25 protein-coding genes are annotated in these 21,191 nt (G+C 52.7%); 16 read left to right on the top strand and 9 right to left on the bottom strand.

The genetic code is table 11. The annotated features are described in order from the left end of the window. The first annotated feature begins 17 nt into the window (after positions 1 to 17). The 3 genes from KNP67_RS00190 to KNP67_RS00200 all read left to right on the top strand — a co-directional run bounded on the left by KNP67_RS00190 (position 18) and on the right by KNP67_RS00200 (position 2,849). Entirely contained in the window at positions 18 to 389 is a 372-nt protein-coding gene (locus tag KNP67_RS00190; RefSeq protein WP_021066724.1) for a YlbF/YmcA family competence regulator, read from the top strand. A gap of 130 nt (positions 390 to 519) precedes the next feature. Further along, a complete protein-coding gene (locus tag KNP67_RS00195) occupies positions 520 to 2,295 on the top strand; it encodes an SLC13 family permease (RefSeq protein ID WP_251130769.1) in 1,776 nt (591 codons plus the stop codon). A gap of 62 nt (positions 2,296 to 2,357) precedes the next feature. Further along, the gene (locus KNP67_RS00200) at positions 2,358 to 2,849 is read left to right on the top strand and encodes a hypothetical protein (protein WP_214755681.1); all 492 of its coding nucleotides are present in this window, start codon (positions 2,358 to 2,360) and stop codon (positions 2,847 to 2,849) included. A 32-nt stretch (positions 2,850 to 2,881) separates the two neighbouring features. Here the strand turns inward: KNP67_RS00200 and KNP67_RS00205 are convergent, their stop codons facing one another. Genes KNP67_RS00205 through KNP67_RS00215 form a run of 3 tightly spaced genes read right to left on the bottom strand, consistent with a single transcriptional unit; the run spans position 2,882 to position 5,203 of the window. After that, positions 2,882 to 3,100, bottom strand: a complete 219-nt coding sequence (locus KNP67_RS00205) for a YhzD family protein (RefSeq protein ID WP_214755682.1) — start codon at positions 3,098 to 3,100, stop codon at positions 2,882 to 2,884. Between the two features lie 43 nt (positions 3,101 to 3,143). Next, positions 3,144 to 4,232 carry a DNA polymerase IV gene (gene dinB, locus KNP67_RS00210; RefSeq protein ID WP_251128724.1) on the bottom strand — a complete coding sequence of 363 codons (1,089 nt, stop codon included), beginning with the start codon at positions 4,230 to 4,232 and terminating at the stop codon, positions 3,144 to 3,146. Between the two features lie 59 nt (positions 4,233 to 4,291). Beyond that, on the bottom strand, positions 4,292 to 5,203 hold the full coding sequence (locus tag KNP67_RS00215) for a magnesium transporter CorA family protein (protein ID WP_214755683.1): 912 nt from the start codon (positions 5,201 to 5,203) through the stop codon (positions 4,292 to 4,294). Positions 5,204 to 5,375: 172 nt separating this feature from the next. Between KNP67_RS00215 and KNP67_RS00220 the strand changes: the two genes are divergently transcribed. After that, complete coding sequence (locus KNP67_RS00220) at positions 5,376 to 6,248, top strand: HD domain-containing protein (protein ID WP_214755938.1); 873 nt, start codon at positions 5,376 to 5,378, stop codon at positions 6,246 to 6,248. 37 nt (positions 6,249 to 6,285) lie between these two features. Here KNP67_RS00220 and KNP67_RS00225 read toward each other — a convergent pair whose 3' ends face one another. After that, positions 6,286 to 7,287 (bottom strand): peptidylprolyl isomerase, encoded by a 1,002-nt coding sequence (locus KNP67_RS00225; protein WP_058765782.1) that lies wholly within the window; start codon positions 7,285 to 7,287, stop codon positions 6,286 to 6,288. Positions 7,288 to 7,438: 151 nt separating this feature from the next. On the opposite strand from KNP67_RS00225, the gene KNP67_RS00230 reads away from it, so the two are divergent. Next, complete coding sequence (locus KNP67_RS00230) at positions 7,439 to 7,777, top strand: DUF1878 family protein (protein ID WP_021066716.1); 339 nt, start codon at positions 7,439 to 7,441, stop codon at positions 7,775 to 7,777. Here the strand turns inward: KNP67_RS00230 and KNP67_RS00235 are convergent. Then, positions 7,761 to 8,324 (bottom strand): HTH-type transcriptional regulator Hpr, encoded by a 564-nt coding sequence (locus tag KNP67_RS00235; RefSeq protein WP_021066715.1) that lies wholly within the window; start codon positions 8,322 to 8,324, stop codon positions 7,761 to 7,763. The genes KNP67_RS00230 and KNP67_RS00235 overlap by 17 nt on opposite strands. A 59-nt stretch (positions 8,325 to 8,383) precedes the next feature. After that, positions 8,384 to 8,740, bottom strand: coding sequence for a hypothetical protein (locus tag KNP67_RS00240; protein ID WP_251130754.1), 357 nt, complete (start codon positions 8,738 to 8,740; stop codon positions 8,384 to 8,386). Positions 8,741 to 8,914: 174 nt separating this feature from the next. On the opposite strand from KNP67_RS00240, the gene KNP67_RS00245 reads away from it, so the two are divergent. After that, positions 8,915 to 9,244 carry a hypothetical protein gene (locus KNP67_RS00245; protein WP_235045179.1) on the top strand — a complete coding sequence of 110 codons (330 nt, stop codon included), beginning with the start codon at positions 8,915 to 8,917 and terminating at the stop codon, positions 9,242 to 9,244. A 54-nt stretch (positions 9,245 to 9,298) separates the two neighbouring features. Here the strand turns inward: KNP67_RS00245 and KNP67_RS00250 are convergent, their stop codons facing one another. Next, entirely contained in the window at positions 9,299 to 9,727 is a 429-nt protein-coding gene (locus KNP67_RS00250; RefSeq protein ID WP_214755684.1) for an HIT family protein, read from the bottom strand. Positions 9,728 to 9,859: 132 nt separating this feature from the next. Here KNP67_RS00250 and KNP67_RS00255 point away from each other — a divergent pair, with 132 nt between their 5' ends. After that, entirely contained in the window at positions 9,860 to 10,909 is a 1,050-nt protein-coding gene (locus KNP67_RS00255) for a hypothetical protein (RefSeq protein WP_131472243.1), read from the top strand. 47 nt (positions 10,910 to 10,956) lie between these two features. Here KNP67_RS00255 and KNP67_RS00260 read toward each other — a convergent pair whose 3' ends face one another. Beyond that, positions 10,957 to 11,211: a GlsB/YeaQ/YmgE family stress response membrane protein gene (locus KNP67_RS00260; protein ID WP_021066710.1), complete on the bottom strand. Its 255-nt coding sequence runs from the start codon at positions 11,209 to 11,211 to the stop codon at positions 10,957 to 10,959. A gap of 167 nt (positions 11,212 to 11,378) precedes the next feature. On the opposite strand from KNP67_RS00260, the gene KNP67_RS00265 reads away from it, so the two are divergent. Continuing rightward, a complete protein-coding gene (locus KNP67_RS00265; protein ID WP_029595973.1) occupies positions 11,379 to 12,116 on the top strand; it encodes an ABC transporter ATP-binding protein in 738 nt (245 codons plus the stop codon). Further along, positions 12,113 to 13,243, top strand: a complete 1,131-nt coding sequence (locus tag KNP67_RS00270) for an ABC transporter permease (protein WP_214755685.1) — start codon at positions 12,113 to 12,115, stop codon at positions 13,241 to 13,243. The genes KNP67_RS00265 and KNP67_RS00270 overlap by 4 nt, the downstream gene beginning before the upstream one ends. Positions 13,244 to 13,282: 39 nt before the next feature. Here the strand turns inward: KNP67_RS00270 and KNP67_RS00275 are convergent, their stop codons facing one another. Further along, complete coding sequence (locus tag KNP67_RS00275; protein WP_021066707.1) at positions 13,283 to 14,581, bottom strand: ammonium transporter; 1,299 nt, start codon at positions 14,579 to 14,581, stop codon at positions 13,283 to 13,285. Positions 14,582 to 14,710: 129 nt separating this feature from the next. On the opposite strand from KNP67_RS00275, the gene KNP67_RS00280 reads away from it, so the two are divergent. The 7 genes from KNP67_RS00280 (at position 14,711) to KNP67_RS00310 (ending at position 21,152) form a co-directional block, all read left to right on the top strand. Then, a complete protein-coding gene (locus tag KNP67_RS00280) occupies positions 14,711 to 15,016 on the top strand; it encodes a MerR family transcriptional regulator (RefSeq protein WP_131472247.1) in 306 nt (101 codons plus the stop codon). Between the two features lie 116 nt (positions 15,017 to 15,132). Next, positions 15,133 to 16,182: a uroporphyrinogen decarboxylase gene (hemE, locus tag KNP67_RS00285; RefSeq protein WP_021066705.1), complete on the top strand. Its 1,050-nt coding sequence runs from the start codon at positions 15,133 to 15,135 to the stop codon at positions 16,180 to 16,182. Next, positions 16,179 to 17,108, top strand: a complete 930-nt coding sequence (gene hemH, locus KNP67_RS00290; protein WP_021066704.1) for a ferrochelatase — start codon at positions 16,179 to 16,181, stop codon at positions 17,106 to 17,108. Before hemE ends, hemH begins: the two co-directional genes overlap by 4 nt. Continuing rightward, a complete protein-coding gene (gene hemG / locus KNP67_RS00295) occupies positions 17,101 to 18,486 on the top strand; it encodes a protoporphyrinogen oxidase (RefSeq protein WP_029595969.1) in 1,386 nt (461 codons plus the stop codon). Before hemH ends, hemG begins: the two co-directional genes overlap by 8 nt. A gap of 89 nt (positions 18,487 to 18,575) precedes the next feature. Beyond that, positions 18,576 to 19,463 carry a Cof-type HAD-IIB family hydrolase gene (locus KNP67_RS00300; RefSeq protein WP_242679012.1) on the top strand — a complete coding sequence of 296 codons (888 nt, stop codon included), beginning with the start codon at positions 18,576 to 18,578 and terminating at the stop codon, positions 19,461 to 19,463. A 68-nt stretch (positions 19,464 to 19,531) separates the two neighbouring features. Beyond that, positions 19,532 to 20,521 carry a lipoate--protein ligase gene (gene lplA / locus KNP67_RS00305; protein WP_021066701.1) on the top strand — a complete coding sequence of 330 codons (990 nt, stop codon included), beginning with the start codon at positions 19,532 to 19,534 and terminating at the stop codon, positions 20,519 to 20,521. A 157-nt stretch (positions 20,522 to 20,678) separates the two neighbouring features. Beyond that, positions 20,679 to 21,152 carry a PTS sugar transporter subunit IIA gene (locus KNP67_RS00310; RefSeq protein WP_131472251.1) on the top strand — a complete coding sequence of 158 codons (474 nt, stop codon included), beginning with the start codon at positions 20,679 to 20,681 and terminating at the stop codon, positions 21,150 to 21,152. Positions 21,153 to 21,191: the final 39 nt, after the last annotated feature.

Here is a 21,191-nt window from a genome sequence, read left to right on the forward strand (position 1 = left end):
ATTTAGGAGGACGTCACATGTCACAAACAAACTTGTACGATCATGCTTACCAATTGGAAAAAGCACTTCGCGATTCTGAGGAGTTCACAAATCTCTCTTCACTATACGACCGTGTCAATGCGGATGCAGAAGCGAACCAGTTATTCGCTGACTTCCGTGACATCCAAATGACCCTTCAACAGAAGCAGATGCAAGGCGAAGAAATCTCTGAACAAGAGATGATGGACGCGCAAACGAAAATGATGGGCGTTCAACAGAACGAATTGATCATGGAGCTCATGCAAGAAGAGCAACGCATGCATCAACTCGTCACAGAAGTGACGAAAATCATCATGAAGCCACTTGAAGAGCTTTACGCTCCAATGGTCAATGATCACGAAGTTCAATAAGACGTGATGCGGATGGCAATCGAGCCATCCGTTTTTTTGTTGCCAAGATTGTCACCCACTTTATGATAACGCTTACATGATGCGTGGTATAGTAAGCTTGTAGAAACTTTCACAAGGAAGGGTGGACGTGATGGTCACCTTGGTGATTTTAACGATCATGATTATCGGGTTTATTGGAGGCTGGCTCCGAGCCGACTTGGTTGCGCTCATCGGTCTCTTGTTGCTCGTCTTGACGAATCAATTGACGCCGGTCGAAGCGATGGCCGGTTTTTCGAATTCGGTCGTGCTCATGATCGCCGGACTGTTCATTGTGGGGGCCGGCCTATTTCACACAGGTTTGGCCGAACGGTTAGGTGCTGCGCTTATCCCGTTCGCAAAAGGGAGTGAGGTGCGTCTTTTTCTCGTCTTGATGGTCACGGTGACCTTGTTGTCGAGTCTCATGTCGAATACGGGGACGGTCGCCTTATTGATTCCGGTCGTCCTCGCCATGTCGAGACAGATGGGGACGAGTCCTGCCAAACTGTTGATGCCGCTCGCGTTCTTCTCGAGTATCGGCGGAACGATGACGCTGATTGGGACGCCGCCGAACCTGGTGGCGGCTGAGACGTTACGGAACACGTCCGCTGGCACGCTCGGTTTTTTCGCGCTCTTACCGATTGGGCTCGTCATGGCAGTCGTCGGGCTGTTCTATTTCTACGTCATCGGCAATCGATTGCTCGGTACGAGCGATGTGCGCGCCGCGACGATGCCACGCTTGGCGGTGCCGCACGTGAGCCTATTCGCCTTATCCCTTTCGAAAGGGCACCCTTTAATCGGGCGGACGCTCCGCGACGTCAATTGGTCACGAGACGGTCTAATCGTCGTCGGCGAACAACAAAAAGGCATGACGCACCGCTTTGTCACGGCACGTGCGGATACGCGTCTCACTGAAGGTCAAGTGTATGTCAGCGGAGCAGAGGCGGATGTCCGGCGAATTGCCGGAAGGGAAGGGGTGACGGTGGAACACGTCGACTTGAAGGCCGTCTACGGGAAAGATAGCGGCGTTGCCGTCTTCACCATCCCAACGGATAGCCCGCTCGTCGGTCGTTGTTTATCGGATAGTCACTTGCGCAACGAATATCGGTTGAACGTGCTTCAAGTCATCCGTCCGAACGAAGAGATTGCCATCACGCGATTGAAAGATGTTTCGCTCGAGCGCGGAGATATGCTCGTCGCGCAAGGGGAGTGGAGCGATTTAGAGCGAGCTGGGGACGAGACGTCCCTGTTGCTCGCCAATGAGCGGGTGACCGATGTCGCGAACCGGGCCGTGTCCGAGCGTCATCAGCTGGCAGCGGGTCTCATCATGCTCATGATGGTCACGCTCCTTGTCTTCGAGTGGGTCGACCCGACCGTGGCGGTATGGCTCGCAGCACTGGCCATGGTGCTCACCGGAGCCGTGCGGCATATGGATGTCGCCTATGACTCGATTCAGTGGTCATCGTTGTTATTGATTGCCGCGATGATTCCCGTCGGTCAAGCACTCGACAATGCCGGGATTATGGCCTGGCTCGTCACGTGGATCAGCGACTCGTTCGGTCAAGCCGGACCGGTCTGGGTGCTCGTCGCCATCTTCCTCGCGACGATGGCGCTCAGTCAAATCATCTCGAACACGGCGACGGCCGTCTTGTTCGCACCGCTCGCCGTATCACTCGCCGCGGCACTTCAAGTGAGTCCGGTCCCATTCGTCGTCGCCGTCGCGATTGCAGCCTCGCTCGCGTTCATGACCCCGTTCGGTTCGCCGACGAATGCGATGGTGTTCGGAATCGGCGGCTACCGTTTCTTTGATTTCGTCAAAGTCGGCTTGCCGTTGCAAGTAGTGACAGCGGTCATTGCGATTTTCACGATCTTACTCATCTTTCCGTTTTGAAGGACATGTTGATTTATCTGCCTAATATGTAAAAAAATGCTAAATAATGAGGTGGAGAAACGATGTGGAAACGAATCGGAATCATTGTATGTGCCCTGCTGCTTGCAGCCTGCTCGAATGAGAGCGAACAGCCGGCACCGACGCTCGGGGCGGATGCCAAAGTGGCCAAGGCGTACTTAGAGGAGCAAGGCTATGACGTCGTCTCTTATAGAGGGAATAGAACGTCGAGTTTTGAAAAGGAAGATCTGCTTGAGTTGCCAACGCAAAGTACGTGGCAAGTCCAGACGCCGCCGCCGGATGACTATATCGGACGTGACATTCGACATGAGTACTTTATCGTCCGCGACCATCCGCTCGATGATGTTGCAGAACTCGGCCAGACGAACGTCTCGGTCATGATGGTGGACGGCGAGATCATCGGCGGGACGTCATATCCGGATTCGGCCGAGCCGCTCGTCGGCAGTGCGTACTCGCTAGACGGCAAGACGGTGGAAGAGCTGCATCCCGATTACATGGAGTGGCGCAGCGAGTGGGAAGCCAAATATAGCGAATGAACAAGCGCCTCGGGATTCCCGAGGCGCTTCTGTTATGAGGCCGTGCCTTTCAGTTTTCCTGGCAGTTTACAGCGCTCGAAGTAGATCAGTTGGCCGCGACGTGCGATGCGGGCCCCTTTATGGAGGTGCCCGGCTTCCTCAAGCAACGTGAGTCCTTTCGTTTTCGCCTCGTCATTGCTTGCCGCAGTAAATGAATCGTTCAAGACGACCGTGCCGTCGTTCTCGAACGCTGTGATCGTATACTGTTCCATCCGTTCGCCCCCCTTTACTTCCATTGTACTGAATGACCATTCATTATTCAAGCGAAGGTTTCGTCAGCTCCTCGAACGTGAGCTGACGCGCCGTCTCAGTACGGGGAATCAAATCGGACACCGTCATCCCGATCAAGCGGACCGGTTCAGTGATCGCCATCTCGTCGAACAGGCGGCGGGCGAGCCGTTTAATCTCGTCGTGGTCGTGCGTCGGATGGTTCAGTTTGATTTGGTGGCTCCGGGCCTGGAACTCGCTCGTCTTGATTTTAATCGTCACCGTCTGGCAACTGAGTTCGCGTCGGTCGAGTTGATGGAGCACGTCTTCGATTTCCGGGACGACCCGTTCATACACTTCTTCCGGGTCATCGAGGTCGAACGCGAACGTCGTCTCGGAGCCAATCGATTTTTGTTCCCGCGTCGGGACGACGGGACGGTTATCACGACCGGACGCGAGTTCATATAGTTGGCTCCCGCGGTCGAATCCGAAAATGGCCTTCAGTTGTTCAGGTTGCGCACGCTGTAAATCGGCAATCGTATGGTAGCCGTGCTTGAACAGTGTTTGGGCCGTCACTTTACCGACCCCGTGCATCGTCGTGATCGGGAGCGGGGCGAGGAACGACTCGACATCGGCTGCTTCGACGACAGTCAGTCCGTTCGGTTTGTTGAATCCTGAGGCGATCTTGGCCACGAACTTCGACGGGGCGACTCCGGCCGAGGCCGTCAGTCCCGTCCGGCGTTTGATTTCCCCGAGGATATAGCGCGCGATATAAGGGCCGGACGTGCTCATGAGTGTGTTCTCGGTCACATCCAAATAGGCCTCGTCGAGCGAGAGCGGTTCAACGAGCGGCGTGATAGACTTGAAAATCGCCATCACTTGTTGGCTGACGTGCCGATAAACGTGAAAGCGCGGTTTGACGAACGTCGCCTGAGGACAGAGCGCAAACGCACGCCGTGACGACATGGCGCTGTGCACCCCGTATTTTCTCGCCTCATACGAACAGGTGGCGACCACACCACGGCTGTGGGGGGCGCCACCGACGATGACAGGCTTATCACGTAAATCAGGACGGTCCCGCTGTTCGACCGAGGCGTAAAACGCGTCCATATCAACGTGGATAATCAATCGTTCCATGTACATCACCTTTCTATGGCAGCTGCTCCTTTTAGTATACCGAACTTTTGTTCGTTTTTTTACTGTTTTCTCTTTTTCCGTTGTTTTTCTAGACGTTTTTGATTGTGGACTTGATTCGGGAACTGTAAGAGCGAGCCAATCCAATTCTTCCGTTTCAACCACGCATAGACCAAGCCTGTGAAGAGCATGATCATCATCCAGGCGAACAGATAACCGAGCGGCCACTTCAGTTCAGGCATCGCTTTGAAGTTCATTCCCCAGATGGCACCGAAGGCGACGACTGGTGTCGTCAATGCCGTGAAGACGGTCAACGCCTTCATAATCTCGTTACCGCGAAAGTTCGACAGCGTCGAGGCGAGGTCGGTTAACGCGATGACATCGGCTTGATAATGTTCGATTAACGTCAAGAGCCGGTCGACCCGGTACGTGGCAAGTCGATAAGCGTTCAACTCGTCCAAGTCGATATCGAGGAACGCCTCACGTCCGGCCATGAGCAACTCACGGTATGGGACAACGGTATCGGACCACCGTTCAATCTCGCTGCGGAGTCCGAAAATCTCATTCATAAATTCGGGAGGGACTTGCCCGCTCATCTCGCGTTGGGTCATCATCAAGCGTTCTTCATACTCATCGATGCCGTGGAAATAATAGTCCATTTTTTCAGAGAGCAGGTCATAGAATGCCTCGATTGGCGAGTCATACTGCTTCGCGGCGACCGTCTCGCAATATAGCTCATCAAACCCGATTGTCCACAGGAAATCTCGGGTCACGAAATAGTGCCCGATTTTTTGTGGTTCGCGTTCCAACTGTTCATAATCGAGCGTGAGCGATCCGTACATATAATCGCGTTCGACGATGATTTTTGTGACTTTCGCCGTCGTCAATTGTTCGAGCCAATACGTGTACGCTTCCTCATAGTGATTGTCGACATGTACAATTTCTTCTGGTCGTGTATACCAATTCCAATTCATCTTCCATTCCCCCAATATGCTTCTCTCTCAAGTATTCCCGCTTTTCTTAGAAAGTTGGCATCTGACCTGAACTTTCGTTAAGATGTAGGTACTGACAAGAAGAGAGGTGCTTTTTTTGACGACTACTAAAATTGGTCAGCTCAAAGTGGGCGACACGTTGAACCAATATGTGATGATTAAACAATCGTATCGAGGACTCGCCGGGAACGGCAAACCATATTTGACGCTCATCCTATGCGATGAGAGCGGAGAGATTGAGACGAAAGTATGGGACAGTGCCGATACGGACAAATATGCGACGAAAAAAATTGTCCATGCTTCCGGGGAAGTGATGGACTACCGTGGCCGGACCCAGTTGAAGTTGAAACAAATCTCCATCATCGAAGGTGAGACGGACATCACGCCATACGTGCGCTCGGCCCCAGTGCCGAAGTCAGAACTCGAGACAGGGATTCGCGGCTATATCGAGGCAATGGAGCACGTGGGGATGAAACAACTCGTGACGGCGCTTGTCGACCGGAACGAGGAAGCTTACTTCACGTATCCGGCAGCGGTGCGCCATCACCATGCGGTCTATTCGGGACTCGCCTTCCACGTCCTGTCGATGCTGAAGCTGGCTGACACGATGTGCGACCTCTATCCGCAATTGAATCGGGACTTGCTCGTTGCAGGCGTCGTGCTCCACGACTTGGCGAAAGTAATCGAGTTGTCGGACGCAATCACACCGGAATATACGCTCGAAGGCAAACTGCTTGGGCACTTGTCGCTCATGGCATCTGAAATCGAAGTCGTGGCACGCGAGCTCGGCACCGACCGTGAAGTCGTGACGTTGCTCCAACACCTCGTCCTCAGCCATCACGGGAAACCGGAATGGGGATCGGCGAACGCGCCGCAGCTCCCGGAAGCCGAGATGCTCTTCTTCATCGACAACATCGATGCCCGGATGAACATGTTCGATAAGGCGTTCGAAGGGGTCGAACCTGGTACGTTCACAGAACGGATCATGGCGCTCGATAACCGGGCGTTCTATAAACCGAAGTTATGAAGGCATATAAAAAGACGTCCCGCGGGACGTCTTTTGTTTATTGCTGCTCTGTCGATTCCTCGGCTGGAGCTTCTTCTGTACCTTCTTTTTCCGCTTTGAGAGCGTCTTTCACGGCATCGAACTGTGTCGATGCTTTCGCATCTTTCACATCGACGTTATATTTCTCGATCAACTCGGCATAGATCTTATTCGCGTCGACAGAAGCGGCTTTTTCAGTCGCCAATGCTTCACGGATGCGATCTTTCTCGTCTTCGAGTTTAAGGTCTTTTTCTTTACGGTCCATGACTTTGATGACGTGGAAGCCGAACTGTGACTGAACCGGCTCAGAAACTTTGCCAACGACGTCTTCTTGGAACGCGTACTCTTCAAATTCAGGGACCATGGCGCCGGCTGAGAAGTAACCGAGGTCGCCACCTTTTTCACCAGAACCTGTGTCTGTCGATTTTTCTTTCGCGATGTCAGCGAAGTCGCCACCGTCGTTCAATTCTTTAATAATCGCTTGTGCTTCTTCTTCTGTCTCGACAAGGATATGGCTCGCCTTGACTTCGACGTTTTCTTTCGCGAACTGTGCTTCGATATCTTCGTCTGTGACTTCAACGAGTTCTGATTTCGCAGCATCGACGAGCATTTGACCGCGGAGCGCTTCTTTGAACTCGTCCGTGTTCGTCATGCCGGCTTGTTGAATCGCTTGCTCAAACTCTTCTTTCGAGTTGAACTGCTCTTCGGTCTTGCTGAACTCTTCGTCGACTTTTTCTTGCTCGACTTTATCGCCGTACTCTTTTTCAAGCAATTCGTTCATCGTTTCTTGGAACGCAAGTTGTGGGACCATGCGGTCGTAGCTCATGTCGGCGATTTCGCCGCGCGTCACTTCGCCGCCTTCAAATGAAACAACTGTAGAGTTGTCAGAAGACCCGCCGTTTGTCGCCGCGTACGTGCCGCCGACACCGATGAGAAGTGCAATCGCTGATGCGCCGACGAGGGCGCCTGTTGAAAACTTCTTATTCTGTTTGTTCGGTTCATTCGTCATTCCGTTTGACATATATTCCACCCCTATAAATCTATAAGTTTCTAAATCCGACTATACCACATTTTGTTAATGATAACAGCTGTTCTCTTGCCTGTGTAGTATCATAGCACAGAAACGTGTCGTATAATGATGAAAGAGAATGTGAAATGATGGGGTGGAGAACGTGTCGTTAGAAGAGAAAATCAATCAATTATCGTTTCAAATGGAACTGTTGCTCGGGGCGGTCGATTGGTCGGAACGGCCCTTTGAACATGAGGTGCTCAAGGCAAATCTGACACGGCAAGAAGTCGTTGCGTTTTTCGCGTTGTTGGATGATATCCGAGAACGACAAAACGAGCAAATGCGCTACGGGCTGTCGTCCGTGGAGCCTTTGCTCGTTCATTTCGTCGGGATGCTTCATCCCCATTTAGAGGCCGAGACGATTCTCGCGGCGTGTGTGCGCCAAGGGATGGCGCTAGACGTCACGGAACCGCTGTATCGGCAGGTCAAGCTTCTTTACTGATCTCGTCGTCCTCAGGGCGACGTCCGGCTTCTTCCGTGATCATCTTCGACGTTTCTGCAAAGATGTCCATGAAGTTGTCGCCATACAAGCGGCGAACGATTGCGGTGATGTCCGTCAAGTCCGGGAATTTCCCGTACAATTCTTGGAGCGGGAGCGAGGCGCGGAAGACGCCGTTCTCTTCCGGATCGAACGCATGAATCGTCTCGAGCAAGAGCGCTTCACCTTCAGGCGTCAATTGGACGTACGTATTTCGTTTGTCCGTCTCCTTTTTCGAGAACGTGAGCAAACCGCGGTCTTCTAACTTCTTCGAGAAGTTGAACGCCGTCGATACGTGCATGACCCCATATTTGGCGATCTCTGAGATCGAAGCGCCGCCGAGGGCGTGAGCGATCCATAAAATATGGTGCTCGTTTATGTTCAAATCGAACGGTTTAATCCAATTTTGCCAGTCTTTCTCGACCGTCTTCCACAGTGCCTTACTAAGCTGAATGATTTTATGACTATAGAGCATGGCCTCAGGGCCAGTGAATTCTTTTTCGTGTTCCATGTCGATCCATCCTTTCCGATACAATGTGACTAAAACGACGGGCGATGACGACAGACCGGTCAGTTGGCCTTTTCCGCTTTCGCTTCGGTCGCATCTGACTGTACGTTCGAAAGCTCGTTTAGGTTTCCTTGGATCCGCTCGATTGAAGGCTGAATGTCTTGTTGATAGCGTTCGACTTCGGCTTTCACTTGATTTGTCAATTCTTTTCCTTGTAACTTACCTGCCGCCGCAACTTGCGACGCATCTTTAGCGACTTTTTGGAATTGTTCTTTCAACGTAGTGATTGTAGACGCTCGGTGTTGATTGGCCGCCGCGTCATTCGCCGTTCCACGGGCGAGTTTTTTCACGGTCACAGCTCCTAGAAACGCTACGACAAAGCCGAAAGCAACCCAATCGCGACGATTGTGATTCGACAATACATTCCCCTCCTCGAGCACGCTGATACTAGAATACATTCTTTTCATATTATTTTACCAAAAAAGAGAGATTAAAAACCTATATCTTAAATAAAATTTTTCAGAACATTCAATTTTGACCGAAAAATCATTTTATTTTAAACTGTAGGTAAAGGAAGGTGACCTCCAGTGAATATGCAAAAGCGTTGGGTTGATGACATGTTAGACCTGTATAACGCGGCCAAGCGACTGGGAGATGACCCTTGGGCACAGACAATAATGGAAGCACTCGAGGCGGGATATGAAGCGTCGGAACATAATGAACAGACGCGGAAACAAACTTTGCTTGAAAAGCGACTGATTGAAATAGACGCCCGTCTAAATTTGTTAAGAAAAGAATTCGAACAAGCGGAATCTGTCAAATCGCGGCAACAGTTATACGAGCAGGCGATTAAATTACAAGTCGAGCGTGCCCAAATCGAAGAGGAGCGGAAACGCCATCTCGATTCAATCAACTCGTCATGAGGCGCAAGACAAAAAATGGACCGGTCGCTCAACAGGCGGCGGTCCATTTGTTCGTTACAGGTTTGCTTTGATGCCTGCGGCGATCGTCTGCATGTCGTCAGATGAGTATGCGTCTTGATGCGTTTCCCACTTGGCGCCAAACCCGTCCGCCTCGCCGTAGCGCGGCAAGAGGTGGATGTGGAAGTGATAGACGGTCTGTCCAGCAATCGCTTCGGCGTTAGACAACACGTTCATCCCGATCGCACCTGTTTCACGCTGAATCGCGTTCGCGACGGCAGGGACGGCTTGGAAGACGTCACGGGCCACGTCGGCCGGCAATTCATAGATGTTACGGGCATGATGTTTCGGAATGACGAGCGTATGCCCTTTCGTGACTTGAGAGATATCGAGGAACGCGACGACGGCTTCATCCTCGTATACCTTATACGACGGGATGTCGTTGTTGACGATTTTACAAAAGATACAGTTGTCCTCAGTGTGCATGCTGACTCCTCCATTCATGAATGACTAATCCATCTCATCATAACATGGAAATTCGGGCGGAAGAACGATTGTCCGGACAGACGATGCCCCTTACACTGAAAACAATAGCAAGTAGAGAGAGGAAGGGAACGGATGGCGTATGTACGATCGAAGAAACCGTCGCGGCGAAGAAATATCTACCTCGGGCTCCTCGTGACGCTCGGTGTCGGCCTCGCGGTCGGTGTTTTCTATCAATGGGGATATAAACCGGCTGCCGCCAACGACAAGATTCACGTTCGCTTCAAGGACGCCTTGTTGACCGAAGACGTCAGCTTCTTCCAGGAGAATGTCGAATATGAATCAGAACCGCTCACGCGAGCTGAGGCGCTCCGGTTCATGGGGTGGTTGAATGAAGAGAAGTCAATCCGCGGTGAGGCCATCTCGGAAGTGGCACAGGACCGGTCGGACCGAGCACAAGGCATGGAGACGGATGGATTGTTCCGGCTCGTCGATACGGGCGAAGGGCGGTTCGGCTTTGCGGATTATCAGATTGAGTTGTTGCCAAAGACGTTGCGTGCTTCGGCAGACGTTCCACTGACGAATATTTGGATAGACGGGGTGCAGGAGGGACGGATTGATGAGGCCGGCGAAGCAGTTGAGATTGTTCGCATGCCGGGCCGCTACGACGTCAAAGCCGTCGCCGTCGTCGATGGGGAAACGGTGACCGAGACCGAGGCCGTGACGTTGACGGAAGATGCGCAACTGGCGTTTGGCTTGTTGCCGGACCAGGACGAGACGGTGGCCGGACAATTCGACCTCGAGCGGGCCGAATTGATTGAAATCGAGGTCGAGGCGCAAACCGGTCATTCGATTGAGACGCTTGAGGCGCTCATGAACAAACGGGAACAGACGGTCGTCGACGAGATCGGTGAACCGATGGAACGGGGCGACGTCTGGCGCTATGATGGGATGGAACTCCGGTTTGTCGACGGCCGGGTCGATCGCATTGATATCGATTTACAGAAGCGGCCCGACGACCTGCTCGCGCTCTTGGGCGAACCGAATGAAAAAGTCGAGACGGACCTCGGCCTCGAATGGCGCTACGACCGGACGTTGCTCGAGTCGATTTTCACGTTCTTGCGCTTACAGAGCGAGAAACGGTTCATCGAGCGGGATGAAGCCATCTATCTCATTTTGACATGACAAAAAAAGGGACCCTCGGCGAGGGTCCCTTTTACGTGAGCCGTAGATTAACGTTTACGGTTCATTGATTTCATAACGAACGATACGATCAAGATCAAGATAATCGCACCGAGAAGTGCTGGGATAATCGCGATGCCGCCAACTGCAGGACCGAAGTCTCCGAAGATGAGGCCACCGAGCCAAGCACCGATGATACCAGCAATGATGTTCCCGATGACGCCACCTGGTACATCCTTACCTAAAATAAGACCTGCTAACCAACCGATAATACCCCCGACGATTAAAGTGATAATCCAACCCATAAAAACATTCTCCTTTCTGTTTTGTCCATTGTTCTCACTAACAATTTTATGGAACAATGGAAGTAATGAATAAGTTTTAAAATGCCTTACAGTTCAGATTATTCCCATGTGACAGCTTTTAAAACATATATCACAAAAAAAAGTTGAAAATGAGGGGTGGAGTTTTCATGTTGCACGTCGACCATTTGAATGGCGGTTATATAGGTAAACAAGTGTTGCACGATATTTCGTTTGATGTAAAAAAAGGTGAGCTCGTCGGGCTGATAGGGCTAAACGGAGCCGGAAAATCGACAACAATCAAACATATTTTAGGATTGCTTGATCCGATTTCAGGATCGGTCGAAGTCGATAGTCAAACACTCAGCTCGTCAGAAAAGAATTATCGTAAGAAAATAAGCTATATACCCGAGACCCCTATTTTGTATGACACGCTGACGTTGCGTGAACATTTGACGTTGATCGGAAAAGCGTATGACATTGATGCGGCAGATTTAACGAACCGGACCGAGCGATTGGCACGAGATATGCGGATGGAGAAGCAACTGGACTGGTTCCCGTCCGTCTTTTCGAAAGGAATGCGTCAAAAAGCGATGATTCTATGTGCGCTCGTGACGAAGTCCCCGCTTCTCATCGTCGATGAACCGTTCGTCGGACTCGATCCACTCGCGATTCGTCAACTATTGCGATTGTTTGACGAGTATAAGGAAGATTGCGCCATCTTAATGTCGACACACATTCTAGAGACGGCCGAGCGCCACTGCGACCGTTTCGTCTTCTTGCACCAAGGGGCGGTCATCGCGACCGGGACGGCCGCGCAACTGCGCGAGACATACGGTCTGCGTCCGGACGCCACGCTCGATGACATCTATGTCGAGGCGATTGAGGCCGAGGAGCGGAAACGATGAACGTATTCAAACAACGATTTGGCGTCTGGGTGGAAGACGTCGTGAAATACAGCCGCTACGTCGCGAACGGTGGCTTGTTATTCACGCTTTATTTCACGCTCATCTACGGGGCGTTCGTGTATAACCAATTTTTGACGGATTTGGACCCGGCTTTTCCGAGTGAATGGATCGTGGCGCTGATTTGGTTGCTCCTTCCGCTCGGTCATCGTCCCCGAACGTTGATTCAAGAAGCGGATCAAGTCTTCCTATTGCCGCGTCTCGGTGAGATTCAAGCGTTCATGACAGGCATCCGCCTGTTCAATGTCGTCTTTGCCGCCGTCCGCGCCATCCTCGTCATGCTTGTCGTGTTGCCGCTGCTCGTCCGGACGCAAGCGCTCACGTCGGTCGAAGTCGGAGCCATCCTCGCCACGAGTGTACTCATTTCAGCCGCGGGTCGTCTCGCCAAGTTGGAGGGGATTAAATACGTCGTCTTGCCGAGCGCACTCGCCAGCGGCTTCCTCGTATTGTTCGGTGTGCCGTTGTTGACGCCAGTGCCCGCACTCGTCCCGTTTGTCCTGCTCCACGTGCGACGGAATCGGCGCATCCCGCTGCTTGACTGGCTCACGCTCGAAGAAAAGAGCAAAGCCCAGTTCAACCGGGTCGTCAGTTGGTTCGTCGATGTGCCGACGATGCGGGAAGACGTGCGGGAACGGTCGTTCATCGTGAGCCTGCTCGAGCGGTCGGTGTTGAAACAGGCCGATGCCGCCCGATACGTGTACGGGCTCCGGGTCATGCGGTCGAACGATTCGCTCGATCTCGTGTTGCGTCTTTCCGTCGTCGCGCTCGTTGTCATGTGGCTCTCGGGTGGATGGTATGTCGGGTTGGTCGTCCCGCTTTTCGTTGGGTTGACGGCGCTCCAGCTCGTGCCATTATTTAAACGGCTCGACACCGTGTCGATGGCGTCGTGGTTGCCAATCACACGTACCGAGCGGCTCGTCGCCTATAAATGGTGGGCGACGCGGCTGTTGTTCGCGCAACTGCTCGCCCTTGGCGTTGCCTCGCTCTTGTTTGGGGCGACGTGGGACGCGCTCGTCGGTCTCGGACTCGCGTACGTGGTCGTCCGATACTACTTGAGTCGATTGACATGAAACAGGGACACCCGCATTGGGTGTCCCTGACTGTTGTCGTTATTTTTTTGGTGACATGACCGATACGCTCGACCCGAGAATTTTCGGGAGACGTGCCGGAGTTTCAGGTTCTGTCTCGACTTCACCGTATGCGGATACACCGTGCTCGGCGATGTCGAGGCCGATATCTTCTTGTTCTTCCGTGACACGAAGACCGATCGTGACGTCGAGGAGTTTCAAGAAGGCGTAGCTACCGCCACCGGCGATGACCATCGCAATCAAGACGCCGAGTGCTTGCACACCGAGTTGAGTCAAGCCGCCGCCGTAGAAGAGGCCGGCCGAACCGATGCCTGTGATCTCGACCAAGCGAGGCGAGGCGAAGAATCCGAGCGCGAGTGTCCCGATGATTCCCGCGACACCGTGCACCGAGAAGGCGCAGAGCGGATCGTCGATATATTTCGCCATGAGGATGCTCGTACCATACGTGGCAATCGAAGCGAGGGCACCGATGACGATGGCGGCCCAAGGTTCGACGAAGGCGCAGGCAGCGGTGATGGCGACGAGTGCCCCGAGGACACCGTTGACGATTGTCGGGATGTCGGCCGTTTTCTTGTGAATCATGACGATGGCGAGAGCGCCGAGAGCGCCGGCAGCCGTGGCGAGCATCGTCGTAAGAGCGACGTAACCGAAGAAGCCGTCCGCGACCGACATCGTCGATCCGGCATTGAAACCGAACCAGCAGAGCCAGAGCACGAGTCCACCGACGACCGTCAAGACGTGGTTATGACCGGCGAGTGATTCCGTTTTACGACGTGGTTTTAAGATGATGGTGGCCATAAGGGCAGCCATTCCGCCTTGAAGGTGGACGACAGCCGAACCGGCGAAGTCTTGCATGCCCATCGTCCCGAGAAGTCCACCAGCCCATACAGAGCGGGCGACGATTGGATACAGGATGGCGACGAAGAAGACGCCGAACAAGACGTATGCAGACAGTTTAGCCCGTTCTGCGAACCCACCCCAGGCGATGGCGAGCGCTACGGCGACGAATGACAACTGGAACAAGAATTTGATGTCGATTGAGACGTTGGCCCAATCGAGGCTCGTGAACGATCCGTTCATGAAGAATCCTTCCGTCCCGAACCAGCGGGTCCCGTCCCCGAATGAGAGGCCGAAGCCGACAGCCCAAAAGGCGAGTGCCGCCACAGAGAGGCTGATGATTTGTTTGACTGCGACGTGCCCGGCGTTTTTAGCCCGGAGCGTCCCCGTCTCGAGCAACCCAAATCCAAGTTGCATCGTCAAGACGAGCAAAGCGGCGATGAGTACGAACAGCGTGTCCATATAATATAAGATGTCTTCCATGTTGCGATTCCTCCTTTTTTTCGATTGGTGATTCAAAAGTTGTTTTCAGTGTAAGACGAAAAATTCGACTTGGATTGCAATTTGTCAGATTATCTGACATAGTTTTTTTGTGAGGGAGGAGGACGAGCGATGGACTATAAGTCGAAGAAAGTAATTGGAATGGGCGTCATTACTGAACTGACGGGACTTTCGGAGCGACAAGTCCGCTATTATGAGTCAAAAGGGCTCGTCTTTCCAGAACGGACAAAAGGCGGTTCACGTAAATATTCTTTCCATGATGTGGAACGATTAATTGATGTGGCCTCGAAGCTTGAAGACGGCTGGCGGATTCAAGACATTAAAAATCGCGAGAAGCGTTTGTCGACGAAACAGCGTGACGATTTGATTCGTGGTCAGCTCAATTCGGCATTCCGCACGTATCCGCCAAAGAAATGACACAAAGAAAACACAATGAAAATGCTTCACATTAGCATTATTCTAATTAATTTCTGTATAATGTTTTTGAGTTCACATACCTATAGAAGAAGAGTGTAGGAGAATTATAGAGGGGAATGACGCGACGTATGAACGATACTATTTTGAAGGCGTTTAAAGGAGAGGCGACAGACTATGTGCCCGTCTGGTACATGCGCCAAGCCGGACGCTACCAACCAGAATATCGTGAGATCAAAAAAACGAGGACATTATTCGAAATCACGCATGATGCCGAATTGTGTGCCTACGTGACAGAGCTCCCGGTAAAACAACTAGGAGTCGACGCGGCCATTCTGTATAAAGATATTATGACGCCACTCCCGTCGATGGGCGTGGATGTGGAAATCAAGAGCGGCATCGGTCCGGTCATTGATAACCCGTACCGGACGATGGAAGACGTGGAACGCTTAAAACCGCTCAACACGGACGACATCTCGTACGTGTTCGAGACGATCCGTTTGCTTCGGGAACGTTTGGAAGTCCCGCTCATCGGGTTCTCGGGCGCACCGTTCACACTCGCGAGTTATATGATTGAAGGCGGCCCATCGAAGAGTTACCATCGGACGAAAGCGCTCATGTACGCTGAGCCGGACGTATGGAACGCACTTATGGAGAAGCTTGGCGACATGGTCATCACGTATGCGACGGCGCAGGCGGAGGCTGGCATCCAAGCGTTCCAGTTGTTCGACTCATGGGTCGGGACGCTTAGCCGCAAAGATTATGTTCGTTATATTAAACCAACGACAGAACGGATCTTCACCGAGTTGCGCAAGCTCGACATTCCGCTCATCATGCACGGTGTTGGAGCGAGCCATCTCGTTGAAGAGTGGCAAGACCAGCCGCTCGACGTCGTCGGACTCGACTGGCGTCTGTCGATTCAAGAAGCGCGCGACCGCGGCATCACGAAAGCGGTCCAAGGTAACCTTGACCCGTCATTCTTGCTGGCTCCGTGGCCGATCATCGAAGCGAAAGTGAAAGAAATCCTCGATGAGGGGATGAAACAACCTGGATACGTCTTCAACTTGGGACATGGGGTGTTCCCGGAAGTCGATCCGTCTGTGCTCGTCAAATTGACAGCATTTATCCATGACTACTCACGTGAAAAAATGGGAGGCAAATCATTATGAAAACCGTCGGATTACTCGTAATGGCTTATGGGACACCGTACAAACCTGAAGATATCGAGCGCTACTATACGCACATTCGTTATGGCCGCAAGCCTTCACCGGAAGCACTCCAAGACTTGACGGAGCGCTATGAGGCCATCGGTGGCGTGTCGCCGCTCGCGAAAATCACAATCGATCAAGCGGAGACGCTCCGTGACATCTTGAACGAGCGCCACGTGGGCGAAATCGACTTCAAGCTCTATATCGGGCTCAAGCACATCGAACCGTTCGTAGAAGACGCGGTCGCGCAAATGGCGAACGACGGCATCAAAGAAGCGGTCTCGGTCGTATTGGCCCCGCACTACTCGTCATACAGCGTCAAGTCGTACAACGGACGGGCGCATGAAGAAGCCGCGAAATACGGCATCGAGATCCGTTCGGTCGAATCGTGGTACGATGAGCCGAAATTCATCAATTGGTGGGCGGAAGCCATCAAAACGACGTTCGCGAACTTGCCGGTGCCGGCTGAGAAGGCTTGCTTGATCGTCTCGGCGCACAGTCTGCCAGAGAAGATTTTGGCAGGTGGCGACCCGTATCCGGATCAATTGAAAGAAACGGCTGACAAAATCGCCCAAGCGGCGGGCGTACCGAACTATGAGGTCGGTTGGCAGTCGGAAGGCAACACGCCTGACCCGTGGATCGGGCCGGATGTCCAAGATTTGACGGCTGAACTTTATGAAAAGCATGGCTATGAAGCGTTCGTTTACACGCCGGTCGGATTTGTCGCGGATCACCTCGAGGTGCTCTTCGATAACGACGTGGAATGTAAAGTCGTCTGTGACCGCCTCGGCGTTCACTACGCGCGTCCTAACATGCCAAACGCGGAGCGGAGCTTCATTGAAGCCATCGCCGATCGCATGGAAAGCGTGATTGTACATCATGCGTAATGTAACGATTGTCGGTGGTGGGATCACAGGTCTCACCGCCGCTTTTTATGCCGAGCGCTATTTACCGAACGACGTCACGATCAAGCTCGTCGAGACGAGCGGACGGTTAGGCGGAAAAATCGATACGTTTGAAACGGGGGAATTTGCGGTCGAACGAGGGCCCGACTCGTACGTGTTCCGCAAGACAGCGATGACGGATTTGATTCATGACGTCGGTCTCGGTGATGAAATCGTCCGAAACGGGGTCGGTCAAGCGTACGTGCTCCATCATGACGGGCTGCATCCGATTCCGAAACAGACGGTCATGGGCATCCCGCTCGACGTCGATGCGTTCAAGGACACGACACTCTTATCGGACGAAGAACATGCCGCACTCCGGGCGATGCTCTTATCGCCACCGGACGTCGAAGCACCGGAAACGGACGTCTCCCTTGGCTTGTACTTGCGTGAACGGGTCGGGGACCCGATCGTCGACCGGCTGATCGAACCGCTTCTTTCCGGGATTTACGCGGGAGACATCGATCAGATGAGCGCCTTGTCGACGTTCCCACAGTTTATCGAAGGCGAGAAGAAACATGGGAACTTGTATGAAGGGATGCGTCACTTGCGCCCTGAACAACGGGTCGCGGAAGTCGGCGCCAAGAAAGTTGGACAGTTCGCTTCACTCAAACGAGGATTGAAGTCGCTCACTGATCGTCTTGCCGAGCGGCTAGAGCGCACCGAAATCATCTTGAACTGTTCGGTCGAACAAGTCGAGGAGATTGAAGGCGGCTATCGCCTGCTGACGAATCGAGGCGATATCGAGTCCGATCACCTCATCTTGACGGTCCCGCCCCGGCTCATCCGTCAGTTCTTACCGAAAGTCGACAGTAATTTTCTCGCGGATATGAAACCGCACGCGACGGCGACGTGTTCGCTCGTATTCAAAGAAGACGATATCGAGCTGCCGTTCGTCGGGACGGGCTTCGTCACGAGCCAGGAGGCGGATGTGACGATTACGGCGTGCACGTTCATCGACCAAAAATGGCCGCATGCCGTGCCGGAAGGGTATCACGTCCTGCGCGTCTTTCTCGGACGTCCGGGCGCCGATGAGATCGTAGATGCGTCCGATGAGGAGATTGTCGCGACGGCGTTACGTGACCTTGGCGGCTTGATGACGATTAAAGCAGCACCGCTCGAGACGGTCGTCAGCCGGCTCCGGGACGGGTTGCCACCTTACGCCGTCTTCCATTCCGACCGGGTCCGCGCGTTGCGCGCCGAGATGGGCCGCGTCTATCCAGGCATCTTGCTCGCAGGCATCGCCTATGACGGAATCGGCATGCCAGACTGCATCAAGAGCGTCCATGAACAAATCAAAGCGCTCGCAGAAGAAGGTTAAAGATTCGTGAAGGGAGGTGTCGGATTATTCCGATGGCCTCTCTTTTTGTTATAGTTATAAGCGAAACAGAAAAAGAGGAGTGGATGTTGATGACAACGTACAAATTGTTCGTATCCGATATGGATGGCACGATCCTGCACAACCACACGAAAATTGCACCCGAGACGGCAGAAATCGTCCGTGCGGCAGAAGCACAAGGGATTCGCTTTGCGATTGCGACGGGACGCAATTACTTCAACGCGAAAGAGATTCTCGACGAAGTGGGCCTCACGTGCCCGATCGTCTCTTCGAACGGCGGTCGCGTGCTGACGGAAACGGGTGAAGTGCTACATGAAATCGATTTGACGACAGAAGAGGCGCTCGAGGTCGTGTCGGTGTTGCATCAAGACCACAAATATTCGGACGTCTTTTATGAAATGTATTCAGAGGCGGGCCTCGTCGCGAGCCGACTCGATTTGATCGATGCGACGATGGAGAACTTGAAGCAGAACGGCGATGAGCGGTCGCTCGAGATGTATGAGTTCTTCCAAAAACGTTATTACGTCAACGAGGACGTCCGTCTCGTCGAAGACATCGAGGATTTCATCAAGAATGAGGCCGGACGCGTCTATAAATTCATCGCCTTTTCGAGTCATTTCGAGAAGATGTCCTCACTATGGACGGAAATCGATGAGCGCGTGGAAGGCGTTTACGTCACGTCTTCAGGCAATGACAATATCGAAGTCATGGCGAACGGGGCCGATAAAGGGCACGGCGTCAAAAAATTGGCCGAGCATTTCGGCGTCGATTTATCGGAAGTCGTCGTCATCGGGGACAACTTGAACGATGTCCCGATGTTTGAGGTGGCCGGTAAAGCGATCGCGATGGGCAATAGTCACGAAGAGTTGATTGCCATTAGCCACCACGTCACAGAGCGTCATGACGAATACGGCGTCGCGAACGCATTGAAGCGCGTCATGAACGGGGAATGGAAGTAAACAAGTTGTAGCGTCGGGCCGCCGTCTCGTATAATACAATTAACGATTATCCTTAGGAGGAACCTACTGTGAAATTTATTTTCAACCCGGATATCCGGGACCCGAAACTCAACTTGGCGGTCGAGGAGTATATCCTCAAACATTTGAACGTCGAGCATGAGGATTATTTCTTGTTCTATATTAACGGCCCGTCGATCATCATCGGCAAGAACCAGAACACATCAGAAGAAGTTAACTTGAAGTATATCGAAGAGAACGGGATTGACGTCGTCCGTCGTTTGTCGGGCGGCGGTGCTGTCTATCATGATGAGGGCAACTTGAACTTCAGTTTCATCACAAAAGATGACGGCAACTCGTTCAACAACTATAAGAAGTTCACGCAACCGATTGTCGACGCCTTGAAGCAACTCGGCGTCGAGGCAGAGTTGACGGGACGTAACGATATCCAAGTCGGCGAACGAAAAATCAGCGGGAACGCCCAGTTCACGACGCGCGGCCGTATGTTCAGCCACGGAACACTCATGTTCAACTCGAACATCGAGGAAGTCGTCAACTCGCTCAACGTCTCGGAAGAGAAGATGCGTTCTAAAGGGATTAAATCGGTCCGTAGCCGTGTCGCTAACATCACAGAGTTCTTAGAGGAAGAGATGGCGATGGAGCACTTTGTCGAGGCGCTGCTTCATTCCATTTATGACGGACAGGAACCAGAACGTTACGTGCTTCGCGATGAGGACTGGGAAATCGTTCAAGATATCTCGAAAGAGCGCTATGCGAACTGGGACTGGAACTTCGGAAAATCGCCGAAGTTTGATGTCGAGTCGAAACGTCGATTCCCGATCGGTACGATCGACGTCCGCTTGAACGTCAACAAGGGTACAATCACGGAAGCGAAAATCTATGGGGACTTCTTCGGTGTCGGGGATATCCATGACGTCGAACAAGCCCTCGTCGGAACGCGGTTCGAACGCGGCGCGATTCGGGAACAATTGTCACAGCTTGACGTCAAACATTACTTCGGCAACGTCGAGCTCGAAGAACTCGTCGATCTCATTAGCTGAAGCGGGTTTTCATGCAGAAGGGCCTCCCTACAGAGGTCCTTCTTTTTGGCGTTTTCGTGACAGGTTGTCTGGACCGTTGCGTGTCGTTCCGGCGAGGCGTATCATAATCAGTGCAAGCGCTTTCGTGAGATGGAGTCAACCAATGGGAGGAAACGATATGTATCGATTTATCACTGAATGGATGGACACGAATTTGATGTGGGTGACGGAGCAACCGACATTTGATCTCGCCGTCCAAGCGATTGGACTTGAACTCGAAGGTCGAGGTATCGTCAATGACACGTTCGCGCGCGTCGTGACGGAGCAAGAGCGGACGATCCCGTCGGGCGTTACCGATGTCGCCGTACCGGTCGCTGTCGTCGATGTACCGCTTCACGTCGCAAAACAAGACGGCATCACCTTGTTGCATCTCAATCAACCGTTTGCGATGCAGACGATTGCGGGAGAGAGTATTCGGGCCGAAGCGATTTTCTTCATCACGGCGACGACGGAAGCGAAACAGTCGGCGCTCCATAAGTTGATGGACGACTTGCTCATGGACGATGAGACGTTACAGGCGCTCGTGCACGTACAGAGCCGGACCGGATTGTATCATTTGCAGACGATGGACTTGAAAGCGTTTTCTTATTGAGGCGTTTCATGTACAATGAAGATAACTGAAAAAGAGCGC

Origin of the sequence: Exiguobacterium sp. s157 (assembly GCF_018618205.1) — a bacterium.
GTDB classification, from domain to species: Bacteria; Bacillota; Bacilli; order Exiguobacteriales; family Exiguobacteriaceae; genus Exiguobacterium; species Exiguobacterium chiriqhucha.